The 18,680-nt window shown below is 68.5% G+C and carries 20 protein-coding genes; 10 read left to right on the forward strand and 10 right to left on the reverse strand.

The window, feature by feature from the left end:
• Nucleotides 1-303 precede the first annotated feature (303 nt).
• The 3 genes from RI03_RS03905 (at nt 304) to RI03_RS03915 (ending at nt 3,055) form a co-directional block, all read left to right on the forward strand.
• Entirely contained in the window at nt 304-831 is a 528-nt protein-coding gene (locus RI03_RS03905; RefSeq protein ID WP_010215361.1) for an ankyrin repeat domain-containing protein, read from the forward strand.
• A gap of 3 nt (nt 832-834) precedes the next feature.
• Nucleotides 835-1,095, forward strand: coding sequence for a DUF3253 domain-containing protein (locus RI03_RS03910; protein WP_010215364.1), 261 nt, complete (start codon nt 835-837; stop codon nt 1,093-1,095).
• Between the two features lie 169 nt (nt 1,096-1,264).
• A complete protein-coding gene (locus tag RI03_RS03915) occupies nt 1,265-3,055 on the forward strand; it encodes a DUF885 domain-containing protein (protein ID WP_238542257.1) in 1,791 nt (596 codons plus the stop codon).
• A 31-nt stretch (nt 3,056-3,086) separates the two neighbouring features.
• On the opposite strand, the gene RI03_RS03920 is transcribed toward RI03_RS03915, so the two are convergent.
• A complete protein-coding gene (locus RI03_RS03920) occupies nt 3,087-3,362 on the reverse strand; it encodes a hypothetical protein (protein ID WP_010215367.1) in 276 nt (91 codons plus the stop codon).
• Between the two features lie 419 nt (nt 3,363-3,781).
• On the opposite strand from RI03_RS03920, the gene RI03_RS03925 reads away from it, so the two are divergent.
• From RI03_RS03925 to RI03_RS23995, 6 genes are all read left to right on the forward strand, one after another.
• A complete protein-coding gene (locus RI03_RS03925; protein WP_010162428.1) occupies nt 3,782-4,825 on the forward strand; it encodes a rod shape-determining protein in 1,044 nt (347 codons plus the stop codon).
• A gap of 145 nt (nt 4,826-4,970) precedes the next feature.
• Nucleotides 4,971-5,243, forward strand: coding sequence for a hypothetical protein (locus RI03_RS03930; RefSeq protein ID WP_010215369.1), 273 nt, complete (start codon nt 4,971-4,973; stop codon nt 5,241-5,243).
• A 27-nt stretch (nt 5,244-5,270) separates the two neighbouring features.
• Nucleotides 5,271-5,780: a hypothetical protein gene (locus RI03_RS03935; RefSeq protein ID WP_010215370.1), complete on the forward strand. Its 510-nt coding sequence runs from the start codon at nt 5,271-5,273 to the stop codon at nt 5,778-5,780.
• Nucleotides 5,777-6,037 (forward strand): hypothetical protein, encoded by a 261-nt coding sequence (locus tag RI03_RS03940; protein ID WP_010162431.1) that lies wholly within the window; start codon nt 5,777-5,779, stop codon nt 6,035-6,037. The genes RI03_RS03935 and RI03_RS03940 overlap by 4 nt, the downstream gene beginning before the upstream one ends.
• Entirely contained in the window at nt 6,030-7,322 is a 1,293-nt protein-coding gene (lysA, locus tag RI03_RS03945) for a diaminopimelate decarboxylase (RefSeq protein ID WP_010215371.1), read from the forward strand. Before RI03_RS03940 ends, lysA begins: the two co-directional genes overlap by 8 nt.
• Nucleotides 7,319-7,483 carry a hypothetical protein gene (locus tag RI03_RS23995; RefSeq protein WP_010215374.1) on the forward strand — a complete coding sequence of 55 codons (165 nt, stop codon included), beginning with the start codon at nt 7,319-7,321 and terminating at the stop codon, nt 7,481-7,483. The genes lysA and RI03_RS23995 overlap by 4 nt, the downstream gene beginning before the upstream one ends.
• 16 nt (nt 7,484-7,499) lie before the next feature.
• Here the strand turns inward: RI03_RS23995 and RI03_RS03950 are convergent, their stop codons facing one another.
• On the reverse strand, nt 7,500-8,348 hold the full coding sequence (locus tag RI03_RS03950) for an oxidoreductase (protein WP_010215375.1): 849 nt from the start codon (nt 8,346-8,348) through the stop codon (nt 7,500-7,502).
• A gap of 141 nt (nt 8,349-8,489) precedes the next feature.
• On the opposite strand from RI03_RS03950, the gene RI03_RS03955 reads away from it, so the two are divergent.
• Nucleotides 8,490-9,497: a zinc-dependent alcohol dehydrogenase family protein gene (locus RI03_RS03955; protein WP_026046432.1), complete on the forward strand. Its 1,008-nt coding sequence runs from the start codon at nt 8,490-8,492 to the stop codon at nt 9,495-9,497.
• A gap of 255 nt (nt 9,498-9,752) precedes the next feature.
• Here RI03_RS03955 and RI03_RS03960 read toward each other — a convergent pair whose 3' ends face one another.
• The 8 genes from RI03_RS03960 to RI03_RS03995 form a co-directional block, all read right to left on the reverse strand.
• Entirely contained in the window at nt 9,753-10,523 is a 771-nt protein-coding gene (locus RI03_RS03960; RefSeq protein ID WP_238542258.1) for a glycoside hydrolase family 75 protein, read from the reverse strand.
• Nucleotides 10,524-10,525: 2 nt separating this feature from the next.
• A complete protein-coding gene (locus RI03_RS03965) occupies nt 10,526-11,512 on the reverse strand; it encodes a polysaccharide deacetylase family protein (protein ID WP_010215379.1) in 987 nt (328 codons plus the stop codon).
• A gap of 113 nt (nt 11,513-11,625) precedes the next feature.
• Nucleotides 11,626-11,868, reverse strand: a complete 243-nt coding sequence (locus RI03_RS03970) for a hypothetical protein (RefSeq protein ID WP_010215381.1) — start codon at nt 11,866-11,868, stop codon at nt 11,626-11,628.
• A gap of 99 nt (nt 11,869-11,967) precedes the next feature.
• A complete protein-coding gene (locus RI03_RS03975; protein ID WP_010215382.1) occupies nt 11,968-12,615 on the reverse strand; it encodes a murein L,D-transpeptidase catalytic domain family protein in 648 nt (215 codons plus the stop codon).
• A 202-nt stretch (nt 12,616-12,817) separates the two neighbouring features.
• A complete protein-coding gene (locus RI03_RS03980; protein ID WP_010215384.1) occupies nt 12,818-14,092 on the reverse strand; it encodes a TolC family protein in 1,275 nt (424 codons plus the stop codon).
• A complete protein-coding gene (locus RI03_RS03985; RefSeq protein ID WP_010162441.1) occupies nt 14,089-14,364 on the reverse strand; it encodes a hypothetical protein in 276 nt (91 codons plus the stop codon). The genes RI03_RS03980 and RI03_RS03985 overlap by 4 nt, the downstream gene beginning before the upstream one ends.
• Nucleotides 14,361-17,423: an efflux RND transporter permease subunit gene (locus RI03_RS03990; RefSeq protein ID WP_010215386.1), complete on the reverse strand. Its 3,063-nt coding sequence runs from the start codon at nt 17,421-17,423 to the stop codon at nt 14,361-14,363. Before RI03_RS03990 ends, RI03_RS03985 begins: the two co-directional genes overlap by 4 nt.
• Nucleotides 17,423-18,502, reverse strand: a complete 1,080-nt coding sequence (locus RI03_RS03995; protein ID WP_238542259.1) for an efflux RND transporter periplasmic adaptor subunit — start codon at nt 18,500-18,502, stop codon at nt 17,423-17,425. The genes RI03_RS03990 and RI03_RS03995 overlap by 1 nt, the downstream gene beginning before the upstream one ends.
• Nucleotides 18,503-18,680: the final 178 nt, after the last annotated feature.

Below are 18,680 nucleotides of genomic sequence, written 5' to 3' on the forward strand. Positions count from 1 at the left end.
TGGGACTGCCCTATCGGATCGGCGCGCTGGAGCAGCTGCTTCGTACCTTGGACAATCGGCCCGGCGTCGCCTTTATGTCGGCGGGGGAGCTTGGCCGACAGGTCTCGGAGCAGCTGGCAAGCATCGAACATCACCCCGGGGCGGCATTCGGCAGCGTCCCGACGCTTTTCTTGCCGTATGGCGGAGCCGGTCGTGTGTCGGAATCGTTGAGGTCCACCAGACTTGCGAGGAATGCCGGTGTCAGACGCCCCAACGCCCGAATTGCCGACGACCGATCTCCCGCCTTTGCCATCGCCCGAGCGATTGCAGGACCTGCTGCATCAGGCCGCGCGGCTCGGACGCGACGATGTCATCCCGGCCTTGCTGCAGGCGGGGGCTGACGTGGATGCGCGCGATGTCAAGGGCTACACGCCGTTGATCCTGGCGAGCTACAACGGCCAGGTTTCCACGACCACCGTGGTGCTGGCGGCGGGCGCAACGGTGGATGCCGGGGACGGCGCGCGCGGCAATACCCCGCTGATGGGCGTGGCGTTCAAGGGCTATGCCGACATCGCGCGCCTGCTGCTCGAGGCGGGCGCTGATGCGAACCAGCGCAATCTCGCCGGGCAGACCGCGCTGATGAACGCTGTCATGTTCGGTCATGCGCCGATCGTCGAGATGTTGCTGGCGGCAGGGGCCGAAACCGACGTGGTCGATGCCGCCGGGAACAGTCTGGCGAGCATCGCCGCCGGTCAGTCAAACACCGCGATGCTCGACCTGATCGACCGAGCCGTCCGACCATCCCGATCCGACGCGGAACGGGCTGACGCCGCCCCGCAAGCCCAGCGATAGGGCGTGGCGGCGGTCGACGACGCGTGCGCGATGACCGCGGCGCTCCTCGCGCAACGCACCCCCGATGGGTCGATCTGCCCGAGCGAAGTCGCTAGAGGCCTCGCCGCCGCAGACGCCTCGCCGTTCCTGGACTGGCGCGACGCCATGCCCACGGTGCACGCGGCCGTCGATCGTCTCATCAGCGCGGGTTCGGTGCGGTTGAGCTGGAAGGGGAAGCCGCTGCCCGCCCGGTCCGGGCCCTATCGGATCAGGCGCGGCGAATGAGCAGACCAGCATCGTTCCGTACGGCAGTCCCCAGAGCGGGCGTGTTCGACCGATAGACGGGTTTGCGGAGGCGATTTTGACGATCGCCCGGTTTGACGCACCGCACGGCAACCGGCATCCTCGGCGCATGACCAACCCCGCCCCCTCCCGTCGTGACGCACTTTCCGGCATGGCCGCTGGCGTTGCCGCCAGTGTCGCCGTTGCAGCAACCCCCGCCTGGGCAGCGCCCGGGGGCGAGCCTGCCGCGGCATTGCTTGACCGGCTGGCGTGGGGGTTGCTCGAACTCGACCCGCCCCAGGCGACCAGCCTCGGCGTCGATACCGGCACCCATGCGGGGCTGCGCCGCCGGCTGGATGATCGCACGCCCGCCGGGGTGGCGGCGCGGAAGGCGTTCCTCACCCGCGCGCTCGCCGATCTCGCGAAGGTGCCGCGCGACGGTCTCGATCCGGCGCTGCAAACCAGCCTGTCGGTTGCCGACAGCGCGTTTCGCACCGCGCTCGACGGGATGGCGCTGCCGTACGGCGTCGCGACGATCGGCAACTGGCGCAACACGCCGTATGCGGTGATCCAGAACGTCGGCGCGTGGATCGACGTGCCGCAACTGCTCGACGGCGCCCAGCCGGTAACGTCCGCAGCGGACGCCGAAGCGTATCTCGCACGGCTGTCCGGCATGGCAGGGCAGCTCGACGGCGAGACGGTGCGGATCCGGGCGGCGCGGCTCGAGGGACTCGTCCCGCCCGCGTTCCTGCTCGACAAGACGATCACCGGGATGACCGGCACCATTGCATCCGCGGCGGCACCCGACGGCGCGCTGATCGGCCCGCTTGCGCGCAAGACCAAGACGATCCCCGGCGACTGGATCGCGCGCGCGCAGCGGATCGTGCAGGGGAGCGTGATCCCCGCGCTCGAACGACAGCGCGCCGAGTTGCGCGCCGAGCGCGCGGTCGCGACCGATGCCGCCGGGCTCGGCACCCGGCCGCACGGGCCGGAATGGTACGCCTGGGGGCTGCGCGCGGGCACGACGACGCGGCGCACGCCCGCCGATATCCACGCGCTCGGGCGCGCGCAACTCGTCGACCTGCAGCGCCAGATGGACGTCATCCTCGGGAGTTTCGGGCTGACCGAGGGGAGCGTCGCCGAACGGGCGGCGGCCTTGCAGCAGAGGCCCGGTATCGGTTTTCCGAACGACGATGCCGGGCGCGTGCAGATCATCGCCTACATGCAGGGCAAGATCGACGCGATCCGCCCGCGCCTGCCGCGCGCGTTCCGCAAGCTCGAGAAGGGCAATCTCGAGATTCGGCGCATGCCGCTCGCGCAGGAGCCCGGCGCGCCCGCCGCATATGGCGGGCCGGGGTCGATCGACGGCACGGTCCCGGGCAAGATCTGGGTCAACCTTGGCGATCCGACGATCCACAATCGCGTCACCATCCCGGATCTGGTGTTCCACGAGGGCATTCCCGGCCATGTCTGGCAGGGCGAATATGCCCAGCAACTCCCGTTGATCCGCTCGATCCTCGCGTTCAACGCCTATACGGAGGGGTGGGCGCTCTATGCCGAGCAACTCGCCGACGAACTGGGGATGTACGAGGGCGATCCGGCAGGACGGCTGGGGTATCTGATGGGACTGTCATGGCGCGCGGTGCGACTGGTGGTCGATACCGGGATCCACGCGATGGGCTGGACGCGCGAGCAGGCGCTTCGCGAATTCATCGCCGCGACGGGGCTGCCGCTAAGCAACGCGGCGAGCGAGGTCGACCGGTATTGCGCGTGGCCGGGGCAGGCGTGCGGCTACAAGCTCGGCCAGACCGAGATCGTCGCGCAGCGCAACCGGGCGCAGGCGGCGCTCGGCGCGCGGTTCGACCTGCGCGATTTCGATCAGGCGGTGGTCGAGGGCGGCAATGTCCCGCTCGACGTTCTGGCGGACAACGTGACCCGGTATATCGCGCTGGCCAGGGGCTGATTGCGAGGATCAGCCCCCCGCCGGGGCATCGCTACCGCTGCATCGCGACGCTGCGATCGCGATACGGGTCGCTGATGGCGATTCCGTCCTTGGCCCAGTCCGGACGGGAACGGCAGGGGTCGGCGGCGCTGCGCGGATAGGGCTCTGCCGGTGCCGGGTCGGCAAAGACTCGCAGGCAATAGTCGTCGCGTCGCCCGGCGTAGCGGACCCGGTAGGTTTCGGTGACGGTGGAATGCCGGGCCTGTTCGGCGCGTTCCGGCAACGTCGGAACCGCTACGCTCATCGCAATGGCAAGAAGGAGAATCATGATTCCGCAGGCTCCAGAATGTTCGGCACATCGACCATTCGGCGTGCCGTGGGAGACCGATGCGAAAAGTGTGCCAGTCGACTAATACACGCACGCTGGGGGGAAACCCCGGCGCCATCGCAGGGCGGGGTAGCGCCGTTTGCACCAACCTCTGGTTCCATCTCCCAAGCCTTGGCTAATCGCGACCTCCGGCTTCCGGCCTCCGCGGCAGCGCGCTGAAACCAAGGGAAACGGCTCGCCGTGCGCGCGCCCGAACCGAACGGCATGTTTTCTTTCTTGTGGCGGAACGTCGTTGGACCTTCGCCAGCGGTCGTTTTAACGCAGACGGGCTTGACCGTTCGGAGCCGGGGGACCACGGCCAAGACATTCCGTTCGCCCCGATGGGGCTGTGTTTCCCGACTTTATAAGATTGTATGCCCATGCGCTTGTCTCGTCTGCTGTCTCCTTCCTCCAGCGACCTGGCGATCGACCTCGGCACCGTGAATACCGTCATCTACTTGCGCGAGAAGGGCATCGTCCTGAACGAGCCGTCGGTCGTCGCGCTCGAGACGCTGGACGGCGTGCAACGCGTCCGCGCGATCGGCGCGGAGGCCAAGCTGATGCTCGGCAAGACCCCGGATGCGATCCGCACGATCCGCCCGATGCGTGATGGCGTGATCGCGGACATCGATGTCGCCGAACAGATGATCAAGCATTTCATCGAGAAGGTGAACGGCGGGCGCAACTGGCTGTCGCGCGGCCCCGAGATCGTGATCTGCATTCCATCGGGCGCAACCCCGGTCGAACGCCGCGCGATCCGCCAGGCGACGATGAACGCAGGCGCGCGCAAGGTGCATCTGATCGAGGAATCGATGGCCGCCGCGATCGGCGCCGGGCTGCCCGTGGCCGAGCCGATCGGCGCGATGGTGGTCGATATCGGCGGCGGCACGACCGAGGTCGCGATCCTGTCGCTGCGCGGGCTGGCGTACAGCACGTCGGTGCGGGTCGGCGGCGACCGGATGGACGATGCGATCGCCTCCAGCATTCGGCGCAAGCACAACCTCATGATCGGCGAGGCGACCGCCGAGCAGATCAAGTTCGCGATCGGCACCGCGCTGATGCCCGAGGACGGGATCGGCCAGGAGATGCGCGTCCGCGGGCGCGACCTTCTCAACGGCGTGCCGAGCGAGATCACCGTCAACCAGGGTGAGATCGCGCAGGCGCTTGCGGATCTGGTCGGGCAGGTGATCGAGGCGGTGCTCTCCGCGCTGGAAAAGACCGAGCCGGAACTCGCGGCGGACATCTTCGACCGCGGAATCGTGATGACCGGCGGCGGCAGCCTGCTCGCCGGGATCGATGCGGTGCTGTCCGCGGCGACCGGCCTGCCGGTGATCGTCGCCGAGAATGCGCTGACCTGCGTCGCCGTCGGGGCCGGGCAGGCGCTCGACGACCAGGTGTTCCAGGGCGTGCTGACCACCGCCTGACGGTATCTATATGCGTCCTTTATGCCGGACGCAGGCGATCGATCTCGAACCTTAATGCATGGCGGGCCTATCTGAAGGCCAGCCCGATCAAGCGCTTGCCGGGCTTTACCGGCAGCGCGGCAGGATCGGGCGTAGGAGCCTTGCAATGCTGTCGACGACCGATCCGGAGCCCGACCAACCCGCCTGCGTGTTGAAGGTGGGGCAGGATACCGCTGGCCACTGGCTCGTCCAGGACAGCGGCGGACGCCTCGAGGGGCGGTTCATTTCGCTCGCCACTGCGATGGCGTTCGCGCGCGCCGAGCGGCATTCGCTCCTCGGTGCGACGATCGAGCGGAGCGACACCCCGCTGATCCCCAACATTTCGTTCGCCCGGGTCGAACCGTGGGAAAATGCGCAGCATCTGCGCCACGCTGCCTGAGTGCGCGCCTCATTCCAGGAATTCTGCATGACTTACCTCGCTGATCACAGCGTTGCCGCGCCGTTGCGCGCGGTGCGCACCCCGCGCCGCGCCAAAGTGCGCACCGCTTGCCCCAAATGCCGTGACGCGCGCTGGGCTGCCGTCTCCGCCGCCCTCGTCGCGCTCCGCGACGGCAACCGGCGGAGTGTCCGGATCGTCGATGCGGATTGCGGCAACGGCACCTTGCTGCTGTGCGCGGTGCAGCAGGCGCGCGCACTCGGCTTTACCGCGATCGAGGCGCGCGGGATCGACGCCGCCCCGGCGCACGTCGCTCGCGCGCGGGCGGCAGCGGCGGCGATGCACGACCCCGCCATCGGCATCGCGTTCGAAACCGGCGATCTCCTCGCCGCGCTCGATGTGGAAAGAGAGCTGCCCGCCGATATCGTGCTGTGGCATGGCGCGCGCGGTCGCAACGCCAGCGCCGAGGCGCGCGCGGTGGCGTGTGCCGGACGGACGCTGATCGCCGATCCGGTCGAGCCGAAGGCGCTGGCAGCATGACGCACCGGGACATCGCCTGGCGCAGCTTCGGCGGAGCACTGTTCCTGATGGGGGCGGTGATCGGGCTCAACGACCGAGCCGGGAGCGGCAGCTTTCCGGGGCTGGCAGGGTTTCTGGTCGCGCTGTTCGGCTTCGTGCTGATCGTCCAGGGCAAGCGCGTCCCCGCCGCGCTTCGGATCGAGCGCAGCCGCCACAAGGGCCTGCCGCAATCGATCCACGCACGCCGACGCCGTCGGCCGGAGAACCGCAATGGATGACCTGCCGTTCGTACTCCGCGCAGGCGTGCTCCACGCCGAGGGCGTGCCGCTCCCGGTGATCGCGCAGACGGTCGGAACCCCGGCCTATGTCTATTCGGCCGCCGCGCTGCGCGTTGCAGCGCGCGCGTTCCGCGACGCGCTCGCGCCGATCGCGCGCAAGCAGCTTGCGTTTGCGGTCAAGGCCAACCCCAATCTCGCGGTGCTGCGATTGCTCGCCGCAGAAGGCTATGGCGCGGACATCGTGTCGGGGGGCGAAATGCTCCACGCGCTCGCGGCGGGGATGCCCGCTTCCGCGATCGTCTATTCGGGCGTCGGCAAGACCCGGGGCGAGCTTGCCGCTGCGCTCGATGCGGGGATCGGCCAGTTCAACCTCGAGCTGGAGGCGGAAGGCGAAATGCTTGCCGCCCTCGCAAGGGCGCGAGGGGTGTGCGCGGCGGCGGTGCTCCGCGTCAATCCCGATGTCGACGCCGGCACGCACGCGAAGGTCTCGACCGGGCGCAAGCAGAACAAGTTCGGGGTGGCGTATGAGGATGCAGCCGCAATCTATGCGCGGCTCGTTACACGCGAGGGGCTGAATCTGCGCGGGATCGCGATCCATATCGGGAGCCAGCTCAACGACCTGGGGCCGCTTGAGATCGCCTACCGGCGGGCGGGCGCATTGATCAGGACGTTGCGTGCGGCGGGGCATCGGATCGAGCATGTCGATCTCGGCGGCGGACTCGGGGTCGCCTATCGCCCCGGCGACGTGATGCCGAGCGCGCAGGCGTATGGCGCAATCGTCGAGCGCGTCACGCGCGACTGGGATGTCACGCTGACGTTCGAGCCGGGGCGCTTCGTCGCGGCGGCGGCGGGGGTGCTGCTGACCGAGGTCGTGTGGGTGAAGCCGGGGGCGAGCCACCCGTACGTCATCGTCGATGCGGCGATGAACGATCTTGCACGGCCAGCGCTCTACGAGGCGTTCCACGGGTTCGAGGCGGTCGTGCCGACGGGGCAGCGGATGACCGCCAATATCGCCGGGCCGGTGTGCGAAAGCGGCGACAGCTTCGCCACCGCGCGCGAGATCGACTTGGTCGAGGCGGGCGATCTGGCGGTGTTCCGCACCGCCGGCGCATACGGAGCGACGATGGCGTCGACCTACAATTGCCGCGCGCTCGTGCCCGAGGTGCTGGTCGACGGTGATCGCTTCGCAGTGGTCGCGGAACGCGTGACGCCCGAGGCGATGCTCGCGCACCAGCGGCTGCCGTTCTGGATGGGCGAGCCGGTCACGCCACGGCGGGCGGCATGAAGCGCACGTTCGAGACGAGCCGGCACCCGCTCCGGCGCGACGATGCGGCGGATCGACCCGACCCCGCGCCGCCGCGCATCACCGGACGGTTGTCGCTGGGAGGGCAGTCGCGCGGGTCGGACCAGGAGGCACAGCGTCATGCCGGGCCACGCCCGGCATGACGCCAACGTTGTCGGGTTACGCCTCCGGGAAATCCGCCCCGAGGCTTGCGTCGCGATGCCGCTCGATCTCAGCGAGCCGTGCCTTCAGCTTGTCGACCACCGCGTCATAGCCCCACTTGCCCAGGACCAGATGGCGCGGCGGATTGGGATCGACCGTCAGCGCGATCATCGCCTCGCCCGCGCGGACGGGGTCGCCTGCCTGTTTGCCGCTGCCGCTCCGGGTGTCGGCAAGCCGCTTGCCCGCGGTATCGGCATAATCCGCGATCCGGCTTTCGGTCTGCTGGAGCGAACGGCCGGCCCAATCGGTGCGGAACGGCCCCGGCTCGACGCAGGTAACGTCGATCCCCAGCGGCTGGACCTCGGCGAGCAGCGCATCCGAAAAGCCTTCGACGGCATGTTTGGACGCGGCATAATAGCCCGATCCCATGAAGCCGACGAGCCCGGCGACCGAGGTGATGTTGATGATATGCCCGCTCTTCTGCTCGCGCATTTGCGGAAGCACCGCACGCGTCATCGCGAACAGGCCGAAGGTGTTGGCATCGAACTGCTTGCGGATTTCGGCGTCGACACCTTCCTCGAGCGTGCTCTGATAGCCATAGCCCGCATTGTTGACGAGGACATCGATCCGCCCGAACTTCTCGATCGCGGCCTTGGTGACGGACTCGATCTGGTCCTGCTTGGTCACGTCGAGCGCAAGCGCGAGGACCCGGTCCGGCGCGGCTTCTGCAAGATCGGCAACGCGCGCGGCATCGCGCGCGGTGGCGATGAGCCGCCAGCCGCGATCGATGATCAACTGTGCGAGATCGCGGCCGAAACCGGTCGAGCAACCCGTGATCAGCCAGACGGGGGAGGGGGAGAAGGTCATGCGGGATACTTTCGCTTACGGGGGTCGGTCGACACAACGACCCATTCCCCGGGGAGTTCACCGCATTTCTCGGGAGCGGTCCGACACCCGAGGCGTTGAGCGCGCGATGCCCGGCTGGAATGCCGGCACAGGAGACAGACGATGCGGACGATCACAGTAGGCTCACCAATGGACCTCGACCAGTTGACGCTGGGCGAGAGCGCGGACCCCGGCCAGCCCGGCGCGGGCGAGATCCGCGTTGCGCTCCACGGCAGCTCGCTCAATTACCACGACCTCGGCGTCGTCACCGGGCGTATGGGCGAGGCCTCGGGCCGAATTCCGCTGGCCGATGGCGCCGGGCTGGTCGAGGCGGTCGGCGCGGGCGTCACCGAATTCGCGGTCGGCGACATGGTCGTGTCGTGCTTCTTCCCCGACTGGCAGGACGGAACGCCGACGATCGGCGATTTCAGCCGCACGCCGGGCGATGGCATCGATGGGTTCGCACGCGAGGCCGTCGTTCTGCCCTCTTCCGCCTTCACGCATGCGCCCAAGGGCTACGATGCGGTCGAGGCGGCGACGATCACCACCGCCGGGCTGACCGCATGGCGTGCGCTGGTGGTCGACGGCAAGCTCAAGGCGGGCGACACGGTGCTGTTGCTCGGCACCGGCGGCGTGTCGATCTGGGCGCTGCAGATCGCCAAGATGATGGGCGCGGTGGTCGCGATCACCTCATCGTCCGACGCCAAGCTCGAGCGCGCGAAGGCGCTGGGTGCGGACTTCTGCGTCAATTACCGCACGACCCCTTCGTGGGGCGCGGTGATCAAGGACTGGGCTGGCGGTCGTGGGGTCGATCACGTCGTCGAGGTCGGTGGCCCGGGGACGCTCGCGCAGTCGATCGAGGCGGTGCGCGTCGGCGGGCATATCTCACTGATCGGCGTGCTGACGGGTGGCGCAGGCGAGGTGCCGACCGCCGCGCTGATGTCGAAGCAGGCGCGGCTCCAGGGGCTGATCGTCGGCAGCCGCCGCGAGCAGCAGGAATTCGTCCGCGCGCTCGAGGCAGGCGGGATCAAGCCCGTCGTCGATCGGCGCTTCCCGCTGGAGCAGCTTGCCGACGCGTTCCGCTACGAAACCGGGGGCGAGCATTTCGGCAAGATCGGGATCGAATGGTAAGCGCAGGCTGAGGCTGCGAACCGCGCGTCGCGAGCGGTTTTCTCCGCCTGAGTCGGGGAAGCCGGTCGCGGCGGGCGCGCGCGGGCGGCATCCCGACCACCCGGCATCACCCTGAACGCGTTTCAGGGTCCACCGCGCCGCAAGTCCGCTCCTTGCCTGCGGAGCGGTGGATGCCGAAACACGTTCAGCATGACGGAAGATGCGGGGTCGGAGCGGACAACCCCTCATAACAGCGTACCTTCGGACAGCCGTGTTTCATCCCTTCGCCTGCATCGCGCGCCAGTGCCGCAAGCCTTCCTCGCGCACGATCTGCGCGATATTGGCGGGGGTCAGGTCCCGGCGCGCGGTGTGCGGGAACAGCACTGTGGTGACGTCGCCGCCGATGCTTTCCATCCGCTCGATCACGCGGCGACATGTTCCCGCGCCGCTCCGCGCGACGCACAGTTCGCGCCCCAGCGCACGGTGCAACGCAAGCGACCCCTCGCCGAGCTTTTCGTACGGGCCGGTATCCGCGACGATCACCGGGATCGTTCGCCCGCGCGCGATCACCACGCCGAAATCGCCGACGCCCACGCCAGTCAGCTTGGTGAACCGCCCCTGTTCGGCGCGCGGGCCCTCCCACGGGATGACGACATAGGGAATCGTGTCCGCATCGACCGGGATTTCGCCACCCTTGCCGTTCGGCAGCATCAGCGAGGTCGGGCACTGGTCCATCGCGCCGTGATCGGGGCTGCACGCGAAAGGCGATCCGTCGAGATCGACCGCGAGTTTCGCGACATAGGCGACCGCACCGCCCGGCAGACGGCGCAGCGCCGTGACCGCATTGGGGTCGTCACGGCAGCCGTGGACGGCACGGCCGTGGAAACGGTCGGCGTGGTCGCAGACGCCGAACTCCTGGCGATAGGCTTCGTCGATGGGGTGTCCGGCGGGCAACGCGACGTCCGCGGGCCATGGTGTCTGTGTTGCCTGACTGGGCGCGGTCATCCCGGCGCAGATCAGGGCGAGGGCGGAATACAATCGCTTCATGGTCACGACGTCGCCTTCGCGCGTGGGTCGGTCGCCCCTTCCAGCCGTGCGTCATAGGTCAGGATCGCGTGGGGCACGATCGGGACCGAGGCATATGGCAGCGATTTGTGGAGCGTCAGCGCCCAACGATCCAGCCAACCATCGCCGTTCGGACCGACATAGGTGTCGGGGATTGCATAGGCCGGGTCGCGCATCGCGGTATCGAGCGGGACGACGCGCAAATGCTGCGCGCGCAGGATTGCGGCGAGCTTGTCGATGCTCGCGGCATTGAGCCGGCTCGCGTGAAGCAGGAAGACGAACGCCGGCTCGCGGCCCAGCAGCGCTTGCCCGGCTTTCTGGTACCAGGGGACGATCCGCGCGGTGAAATCGAGATACGCCTGCTGGATCCGCCGCGCCTCGATAGGATCGCCCCGCGCGATCGCGTCGTCATAGGGGGCGGCGAAGCGCCAGTCCGAATTTTCCATCGTCACCGGGGCGACGCGATAGCCATGGGTCCCGAGCCATCCTTCGAACCGCTGCCGCGTCGCCAGCGTCAGGCCGGTCTCGAGATAGGGATAGCGATACCAGCGTTCGCGCTTTCCGCGTCCGGCAAGCAGCGTGGACGTCTCCTGCGCGCCGTGCGCGACGTCCGCGATATACGCCTCGACCGGCACCGCATTGAGCGAAAGGTGCGAATAGCTGTGGTTGCCCAGGTCCATTCCCGCATCAACCCAGCGTGCGAGCAGACGGACACGCTGCGCGCGATCCGGCGCGGCAAGCTGGCGTTCGTTGACGAAGCCGGTCGCCACGTAATGCTGGCGTTTGAGTCCTGCGAGCAACGCCTCGGTGACGACCGCGCCATCCGCGGCCGACGTCATCCTGCCGAAAACAGGCAGGTCATCAAACGTCAGCGCCACGGTTCCCGCCGTGGCGGGCACTGCGGCGGCGACCAGCCCGGCGGCCGCGGCGATCCGGAGCGCCGTCCGCAGGAAACCGAATTTTGCGGACATGAAAGCGTCTTTCTCCGCGTCAGCGGCGGGCAGGGCAGTTCCGGGGGCCTGTTGCTGCTGGCCCCCGGAACCCGGGACGACCGCCCGAGCGCCGTCAGTGCGGCGTTGGTCGCCTAGCGCTGCGCCGGAGTGCCCTGCTGCGCTGCCGCTGCCTTGGCTTTTTTGCTGTAATGGTGATGCGCGATCGCGCAGCCGGCTGCGGCCCCGGCAAGGGCATGATGGCCCGCATAATGGCCAGCGACGCCGCCCGCGACTGCGCCACGGATACAGCCCTTTGCGGACGCGGGCGCATCGAGCGCGATCGTGCTGCCGGCGAGGGCGAGAACGGCAAATGCGGGGGCAAAAATCTTGTACATGAAATCCCTCAACGACAATGAAGGCCGACCTTGCATCCGACGGCATGACGCGAGGGCATCACGCGCATGAAATCGCTGTCATGCCCCTGATTCAAGGCGTCAGATCTTCGCGGAGTAGATCATCCGTCCCGCGCCGAGCCGCGCGAACACCTGGTCGAGATCGCCTTCGCTGACCGCGAAGCAGCCCTGGCTACGGCCGAGCTGACCGTGCGTCTTGACCATGTCGGGGTCGGCATACCATGCCGAATGCACCACCAGCGCGCGCTGCAAGGCGCGGTAGTTGGTTTCGTCGAGCCCCATCAGTCGCTGCGAGCGACCGTGTTTGCCGACGTAATAATCCCCCGTGACGAAGGCGCCTTCGCTCGACGCGTTCGAACCTTCGCTGTTGGAGAAGCGCTGGAGGTAGCCGGTGTGCGACGGATCGCTGCCGCTGCCGTGCGTGACGAGCAGCGTCGTCGCCATGCCGTTCGCCATGTCGACCATGTAGAAGCGCGGCTGCGACGAGGGCAGCGAGAAATCGGCGATCGCGATCCGGTCATGCCGCGGAATCGACGACCCGTGCTGCTGGAGCGCGGCGAGTGCCTTGCGGAGCAGTTCGGGGCGAACGACACGGCTCGAAGCGAGCGGCTGGATCGTCGCGGGGGCCGGGCCACGCGCGAAAACGGGGGCCTGCGCGCGGGCAGGAACGATCGTGGAAGCGCCGAGCAGCGCCAGGGCAGAGCCGCCAAAGGCGCGGCGCGAAAGCATAAGTGGTTGATCTTGCACGGTTTGGAACATGTCCCTCAACGTCTGTTGATGATCTTGTAGCATAAAATGGGTATCAGTGTCTTAACCGCGACCGTTCGATCCGGCCGAAACGGGGGTTCCATCCCGACTCCTGGGCAGTTCGTCGCAAAGCGGCACAGAACGACCGAGGAGTGACCGGAAAGCACGAGAATCGCAGACGGTCTCAGTCGTCCGCCTCGGCCGGCGCCCACAATCGGTGCGCGTCAATCCGCAGTTTCGCGACCGCGCGCGCGGCGCGCGCGCGGGCTTCTGCCTCGATTTTCTCGGCATCGCGGAGCTGGCGCTGGGCGTAGAGCAGGGCCGACAGGTCGACCCCACCGAGCTTCCGGCCATCCTCGAGCTTCGCCATCGCCGCCCGCGCCGCCGTCACCGCGCGCTGCGCGGACTCGAGCAGCGCATAGCCGGTGCGCGCCTGCACCAGATCGGTATCCGCAGTCGCAAGAATCTCCCGCCGGACGCGCGCGAGTGCCTGGTCCGCCGCGCCCGCTTCGCCGATCGCCTGGTCGACCGCCGGTTTGCGGAAGCGTCCGCCGAACGGAACCACGCCGACCACGCCGACGCCGACCTCGAGCCCGCCCCGTTCGCTGAATGCGCGCCCGCCAACCGACGGATCGGCATGCCGTTCGAGCCGAGCGCGTTCGGCAAGCGCGTGATATTGCTGCGCAGTCGCCTCGGCCGCGCGGATCTCGTGGCTGTCGCCGAGGATATCGTCGCGCCAGCCCGCAAGCTGCGTCGGCGTCGCGTGGATCGGCTGCGGCGTTGGTATCTCGGTCGGCAGGTCGAGCGTCGGATAGGATGCGCGCAGCATCGCCGCCGCCGCCGCCTCGGCGCCGCTCGCGTCAGCGAGTTCGCTCCGCGCGGTCTCCAGCTCGAGCGTCGCGCGGTCCGCATCGAGGCGGCTCGCGTCCTTGTAGCGGACCTGCAACGCGATCCCGGCGGAAATGCGCTGCTGCACGTCGATCGCGCGCTGCGCGATCGTCACGCGTTCGTGTGCGGCGAGCCAGTCGAACCATTGGCTCGACAGCGTCAGCGCCGCCTGATGCCGCGCGTCCGCGAACATGTTGCGCGCCGCCTTGATCTCATACCCGCCCGCCGCGCGATCGAGCGAGGCCTTGCCGGGGAGGCGGAACGGCTTGAGCACGGTGACGTCGAATTCGTTGTACGTCGTCTCGTTGGTCACGCGGCGGCGGACATAGGAGCCGGTCGCGGTGAATTCGTGCGGGCCTGCGCTCAGCACGCCGGCATGGCCGCGCGCGGCGTCGACACGGGCCGCCGCCTCGCGGACCGAAGGACTGTTGTCGAGCGCGTCCGACACCGCCGCCAGCGGGGGCAGTGCGGCGTCGGCAGGGTCGATCACCTGCGTCGGCATCGCGGGCGCGGCGGTCTGGGCGAGCGCCGGAGTAGCAACGCACAGCAGCAAGGCAAAGCGCAGGGTCATGACTGCGCCGCCACATCGATCGCATGCCAGACGGTGCCGTCCTCGACGACGTCACGGACGGCATCGAGCGCCGAATCGTCTCCGAGAAAACGCAGCGCGGTCCGTTTCCGGCGACCCGTCACGCGTTCGCGGACGCTGGCGTCCTTAAGGCTCTCGGGCGCGATCTCGATCGGCTGGAGCGTGATCCACGTGTCGATCCCGTGGTCGCGGAGCGCGTCCACCAGCGCATCGGCGTCGTCCGGCGCACACAGAATCTCGATCAGCAAGGTCATGCCTTCGCCTCCCCGAAGCGTTCGTACAGGATCGGCAAAAGGATCAGCGTCAGCAAGGTCGAGGTGATCAGCCCGCCGATCACGACGATCGCGAGCGGCCGCTGGATCTCCGACCCCGGTCCGGTCGCGAACAGGACGGGGACGAGCCCGATCGCGGTGATCGTCGCGGTCATCAGCACCGGGCGCAACCGCCGCTCCGCGCCGTCACGGACCGCATCGTGCAGGTCGCGGCCGTCGTCGCGCAGGTCGCGGATGTGCGAGACCATCACCAGCCCGTTGAGCACCGCGATCCCGAGCAAGGCGATGAAGCCGACCGAGGCGGGCACCGAGAGATAGCTGCCGGTGATGAGCAAGGCGACGATCCCGCCGACCATCGCGAACGGAATGTTGGCGAGGATCAACATCGACGCGCGGAGCGATCGCAGCGTCAGGAACAGCACCAGCAGGATAAGCGCGAGCGCGATCGGGATGACGATCATCAGCCGCTGCGACGCGCGCCGCTGGTTCTCGAACTGCCCGCCCCAGACAAAGTGATAGCCGCCCGGCAATTTGACCTGCTGCTGCGCCTTCTGCTGCACTTCCTGGACGAAGCCGACCAGATCGCGCCCGGTCACCGATGCCTGCACCAGCGCATAGCGTTGCCCGTCTTCATGCGTGATCAGCACCGGGCCATCCTTCCGCGAGAGGTGCGCGAGGTCGCTGACATGCGCGAGCGTACCGGTGGGCGAACGGACCAGCAGGTCCTCGAACGCGGTCGGGTTCTGGCGGATGTCGTCGTTGCCGCGGATCGTGATCGGCACGCGCCGCTGCCCGATCCGCGCGACGCCCGCATCGAGCCCCTCGAGCTGCGCGCGCAACGCGTCCTGCACGTCCGACACCGGGATCCCGGCGTTGCCAGCCGCCAGCCGGTCGATCCCGAGCTCGAGATAATTGACGTGATCCTCGGCGAGCGTCTGGACGTCGGTCGCGCCTTTGGTCGCCTGCAGCAGCGCCTTCATCTTGCCGGCGATCGCCGCGAGTTGTTCATTGTTGGTCCCGAAGATCTTGAGCGCGAGGTCGCCACGCGACCCGGTCAGCATCTCGGACACGCGCATCTCGATCGGCTGGGTGAAGCTCGGTTCGATCCCGGGCAGCCCCGCCATCGCGCCACGCATCTGCGTGACGAGCCACTCCTTGTCGCCCTTGCGCCAATCGCCGCGGGGTTTCAGCGTGACGTAGCTGTCGGTCTCGTTGAGCCCCATCGGATCAAGCCCGATCTGGTCCGAGCCGGTGCGCGAGACGATGTTGGTCACCTCGGGCACCGCCGCCATCACCGCGCGCTGCGCCGCCATGTCGTCGGCGAGGCTGTGGTCGAGCCCGATCGAGGGCAGCTTGGTGAGCTGCATCACGACCGAACCCTCGTCGAGCGTCGGCATGAAGGTCTTGCCGACCATCAGATATGCCGCGACCGCGACCGCGAGCAGCACCGCCGCGCCGATCCCGACGATCGCCTTGTGTCCGAATGCGGCGTCGAGCGCCTTGGTGTACGCCGGACGGACGCGGCGCATCACCCAGGGTTCGTGGTCGGCATCCGAATGGGCCTTGAGCCCATAGGAACCGAGCACCGGCACCAGCGTCAGCGCGACCAGCAGCGACCCGACCAGCGCGAACACGATCGTCAGCGCGACGGGGGCGAACAGCTTGCCCTCGAGCCCTTGCAGCGACAGCAGCGGCAGGAACACCAGCGCGATGATCACTATCCCCGCGCTGACCGGGGCGATCACCTCGCCGACCGCGACGAAGATGCGGTTGAGGCGGCGTTCGGGGGGCAGGTCCGGGTCGGCGAGCCGCTCGACGATATTCTCGACCACCACGACCGAGCCATCGACCAGCAGCCCGATCGCGATCGCCAGCCCGCCGAGGCTCATCAGGTTCGCGGTCACGCCGAACCCGCGCATCAGCATGAAAGTGATCAGCGTCGCGAGCGGGAGCGTCACCGCGACGATCAACGCGGCGCGCCAGTCCCCGAGGAAGATCAGCAACAGCACCAGCACGATCACGGTCGCTTCGAGCAGCGCCTCCTGCACGGTCGATACCGCGCTATGGATAAGCTCGGAGCGATCGTAGAACACCTTGAGCCGCGTGCCCTTGGGGAGCGTGACGCCCGCGAGCTTGGTCCGTACGGCCTCCACGACCCGGCTCGCATCCGCGCCTTTCAACGCGATGACGATCCCCTCGACCGCTTCACTCTTGCCCGCCTGCGTCACCGCGCCGTAGCGGGTCAGGCTCCCGGTCACGACCTGCGCGACATCGCCGACGCGGGTGATGCCGGTCGGGCCCGACTTGACGACGATCTGCGCGATGTCCTCGGGCGCCTCGACCGCGCCGGTCGCGCGGACGATCAGCGCTTCCTCGCCTTCGCTCAGGCGGCCCGCGCCGTCGTTGCGGTTGTTCTTGTCGATCGCGTCCTTGAGGTCGGAAATCGTGATCCCCGCCGCCGCCAGCGCATTCGCATCGGGCTTGATCTCGAAACTCTCCGCGAGGCCGCCAAGCGCATTGACGTCGGCGACGCCCGGTACGGTGCGCAAGGCTGGGCGGATCGTCCAGTCGAGCAGCGTCCGCTTCTCGGTCAGCGACAGCGGCCCCTCGATCGTGAACATGTAGACGTCGCTGAGCGGCGTCGAAATCGGCGCGAGTCCGCCGGTGACCCCGGGGGGCAGGTCCGCCATCACGCCGGTCAGCCGTTCCGCCACCTGCTGGCGCGCCCAGTAGATGTCGGTGCCTTCCTGGAAATCGATCGTGACGTCGGCGATCGCATATTTCGCGGTCGAGCGGAGCGTCGCCTGTTTCGGAATACCGAGCATCTCGGTCTCGATCGGCGTGACGACGCGAGTCTCGACCTCCTCCGGCGTCATCCCGGGCGCCTTCAGGATCATCTTGACCTGGGTCGACGAAATGTCGGGATAGGCGTCAATCGGGAGCGAACGATACGCCATCACGCCGAGCGCGACGAGGATCGCCGCGAGCGCGATGACCGCAAGCCGCGCCGACAGCGCCCAGGCAACCAGCGACCGCAGCATCAGCGCTTGGTCACCAGCGACTTGAGTTCGGTGACGCCGGTGGTGGCGACCGTCTCGCCGCGGTCGAGCCCGCTTGCGATGACGGCGCGCTGCGCGTTGCGCCCGGCGATCCGGACCTCTCGCGGCACATAGCCGCGCGGCGTTACTACGAACACGAACCAGCGACCCTTGTAGCTGGTGACCGCGCCCGCGGGCACCTGCACCGCGCCCGCCGGGGGCGGGGCGAGGACGGTCGCCGACAGCGCGCGCCCGAGCACGATTCCGGGGCCGCCGGGGATCGTCGCGCCGATCGACAGCGACCGGGTCGCGGGGTCGACCGTGGTGCCGACCGCGACGATCTTGCCCGAGACATTGGGGGCGACCGCGATCCGCATGCCCGTGCGGACCTGCCCGGCATAGCGTTCGGGCAATTGCGCGGTGAGCGCATATTGGCCGGACGCGTCGATCACGAACGGCGCGGCCATCCCGTCGAGCGTCCCGCCCGCCTGGATCGCTATGCTGCTGACCGTCCCGGCGATCGGCGCGCGGAGCGTGTAGGTGCCCGAGCGCCCGTCCGCGCCACCGAGCGCGAGGATTCGGGCATTTTCGGTCGCGACGGTGCGCGCTTCATAAGCAGCGGAGTTGGCTTCCTCCGAGCGCGCCTCGGCGATGACGCCCGCGCGCGCGAGTGCGGCGGTGCGCGCGGCGGTCGACCCGGCCAACTGTGCGCGGGCGCGGGCACGCGCGAGCTCGGCGCCGGTCTGGAGGACCTCGCGGCTCATCACCACCGCAAGCGGCTGGCCCGCGCGGACCTTCTGGCCCTGGACGACGTAGATCTGGCGGACGATCCCCGCGAACGGGGCGGCGACCGCGCGCCGCGCACCCAGTGGCGGCTGGACCGTCGCGGGGACGATCGCGACCGGCATGTCGGCAGCGGGTTCGGCCCGTGCCGTGCGGATCGCGAGCGCCTTGGTCTGCTGCGGCGACAAATGGACCACCGGCACCGTCGCGGCGCAGGATACCAGCGCAGTGCCGATCAGCCCGGTCATGCGCAGGTGGCATCGGCGCAGGCCAAGAAACGGTTCGAATCTGGAAATCATCGGAATCCTGTCTCCCGCACCAACCCGCGAGATTGCGACCCCCTATCCTTATCCCCTAGCGCGGTCGCGTTAATTGGCGTCAACATAATGAACCAGAGTTCATGGTTCGAAGCGTCCCCTCACCGTAGCGCGGGCGGCGGCGATGGACCTCCGCGATCTAGCAACATTTCATTACACA

This window comes from Sphingomonas sp. PAMC 26621 (assembly GCF_000251145.1).
In the GTDB taxonomy this organism is placed as follows: Bacteria; Pseudomonadota; Alphaproteobacteria; order Sphingomonadales; family Sphingomonadaceae; genus Sphingomonas.

What these genes read in the sequence shown, in the direction of transcription:
- RI03_RS03915 (WP_238542257.1), top strand. Translation starts at nt 1,265, where the DNA reads ATGGCCGCTGGCGTTGCCGCCAGTGTCGCCGTTGCAGCAACCCCCGCC.
- RI03_RS03920 (WP_010215367.1), bottom strand. Translation starts at nt 3,362, where the DNA reads ATGATTCTCCTTCTTGCCATTGCGATGAGCGTAGCGGTTCCGACGTTG.
- RI03_RS03925 (WP_010162428.1), top strand. Translation starts at nt 3,782, where the DNA reads ATGCGCTTGTCTCGTCTGCTGTCTCCTTCCTCCAGCGACCTGGCGATC.
- RI03_RS03930 (WP_010215369.1), top strand. Translation starts at nt 4,971, where the DNA reads ATGCTGTCGACGACCGATCCGGAGCCCGACCAACCCGCCTGCGTGTTG.
- RI03_RS03935 (WP_010215370.1), top strand. Translation starts at nt 5,271, where the DNA reads ATGACTTACCTCGCTGATCACAGCGTTGCCGCGCCGTTGCGCGCGGTG.
- RI03_RS03940 (WP_010162431.1), top strand. Translation starts at nt 5,777, where the DNA reads ATGACGCACCGGGACATCGCCTGGCGCAGCTTCGGCGGAGCACTGTTC.
- lysA (WP_010215371.1), top strand. Translation starts at nt 6,030, where the DNA reads ATGGATGACCTGCCGTTCGTACTCCGCGCAGGCGTGCTCCACGCCGAG.
- RI03_RS23995 (WP_010215374.1), top strand. Translation starts at nt 7,319, where the DNA reads ATGAAGCGCACGTTCGAGACGAGCCGGCACCCGCTCCGGCGCGACGAT.
- RI03_RS03950 (WP_010215375.1), bottom strand. Translation starts at nt 8,348, where the DNA reads ATGACCTTCTCCCCCTCCCCCGTCTGGCTGATCACGGGTTGCTCGACC.
- RI03_RS03955 (WP_026046432.1), top strand. Translation starts at nt 8,490, where the DNA reads ATGCGGACGATCACAGTAGGCTCACCAATGGACCTCGACCAGTTGACG.
- RI03_RS03960 (WP_238542258.1), bottom strand. Translation starts at nt 10,523, where the DNA reads ATGAAGCGATTGTATTCCGCCCTCGCCCTGATCTGCGCCGGGATGACC.
- RI03_RS03965 (WP_010215379.1), bottom strand. Translation starts at nt 11,512, where the DNA reads ATGTCCGCAAAATTCGGTTTCCTGCGGACGGCGCTCCGGATCGCCGCG.
- RI03_RS03970 (WP_010215381.1), bottom strand. Translation starts at nt 11,868, where the DNA reads ATGTACAAGATTTTTGCCCCCGCATTTGCCGTTCTCGCCCTCGCCGGC.
- RI03_RS03975 (WP_010215382.1), bottom strand. Translation starts at nt 12,615, where the DNA reads ATGCTTTCGCGCCGCGCCTTTGGCGGCTCTGCCCTGGCGCTGCTCGGC.
- RI03_RS03980 (WP_010215384.1), bottom strand. Translation starts at nt 14,092, where the DNA reads ATGACCCTGCGCTTTGCCTTGCTGCTGTGCGTTGCTACTCCGGCGCTC.
- RI03_RS03985 (WP_010162441.1), bottom strand. Translation starts at nt 14,364, where the DNA reads ATGACCTTGCTGATCGAGATTCTGTGTGCGCCGGACGACGCCGATGCG.
- RI03_RS03990 (WP_010215386.1), bottom strand. Translation starts at nt 17,423, where the DNA reads ATGCTGCGGTCGCTGGTTGCCTGGGCGCTGTCGGCGCGGCTTGCGGTC.
- RI03_RS03995 (WP_238542259.1), bottom strand. Translation starts at nt 18,502, where the DNA reads ATGATTTCCAGATTCGAACCGTTTCTTGGCCTGCGCCGATGCCACCTG.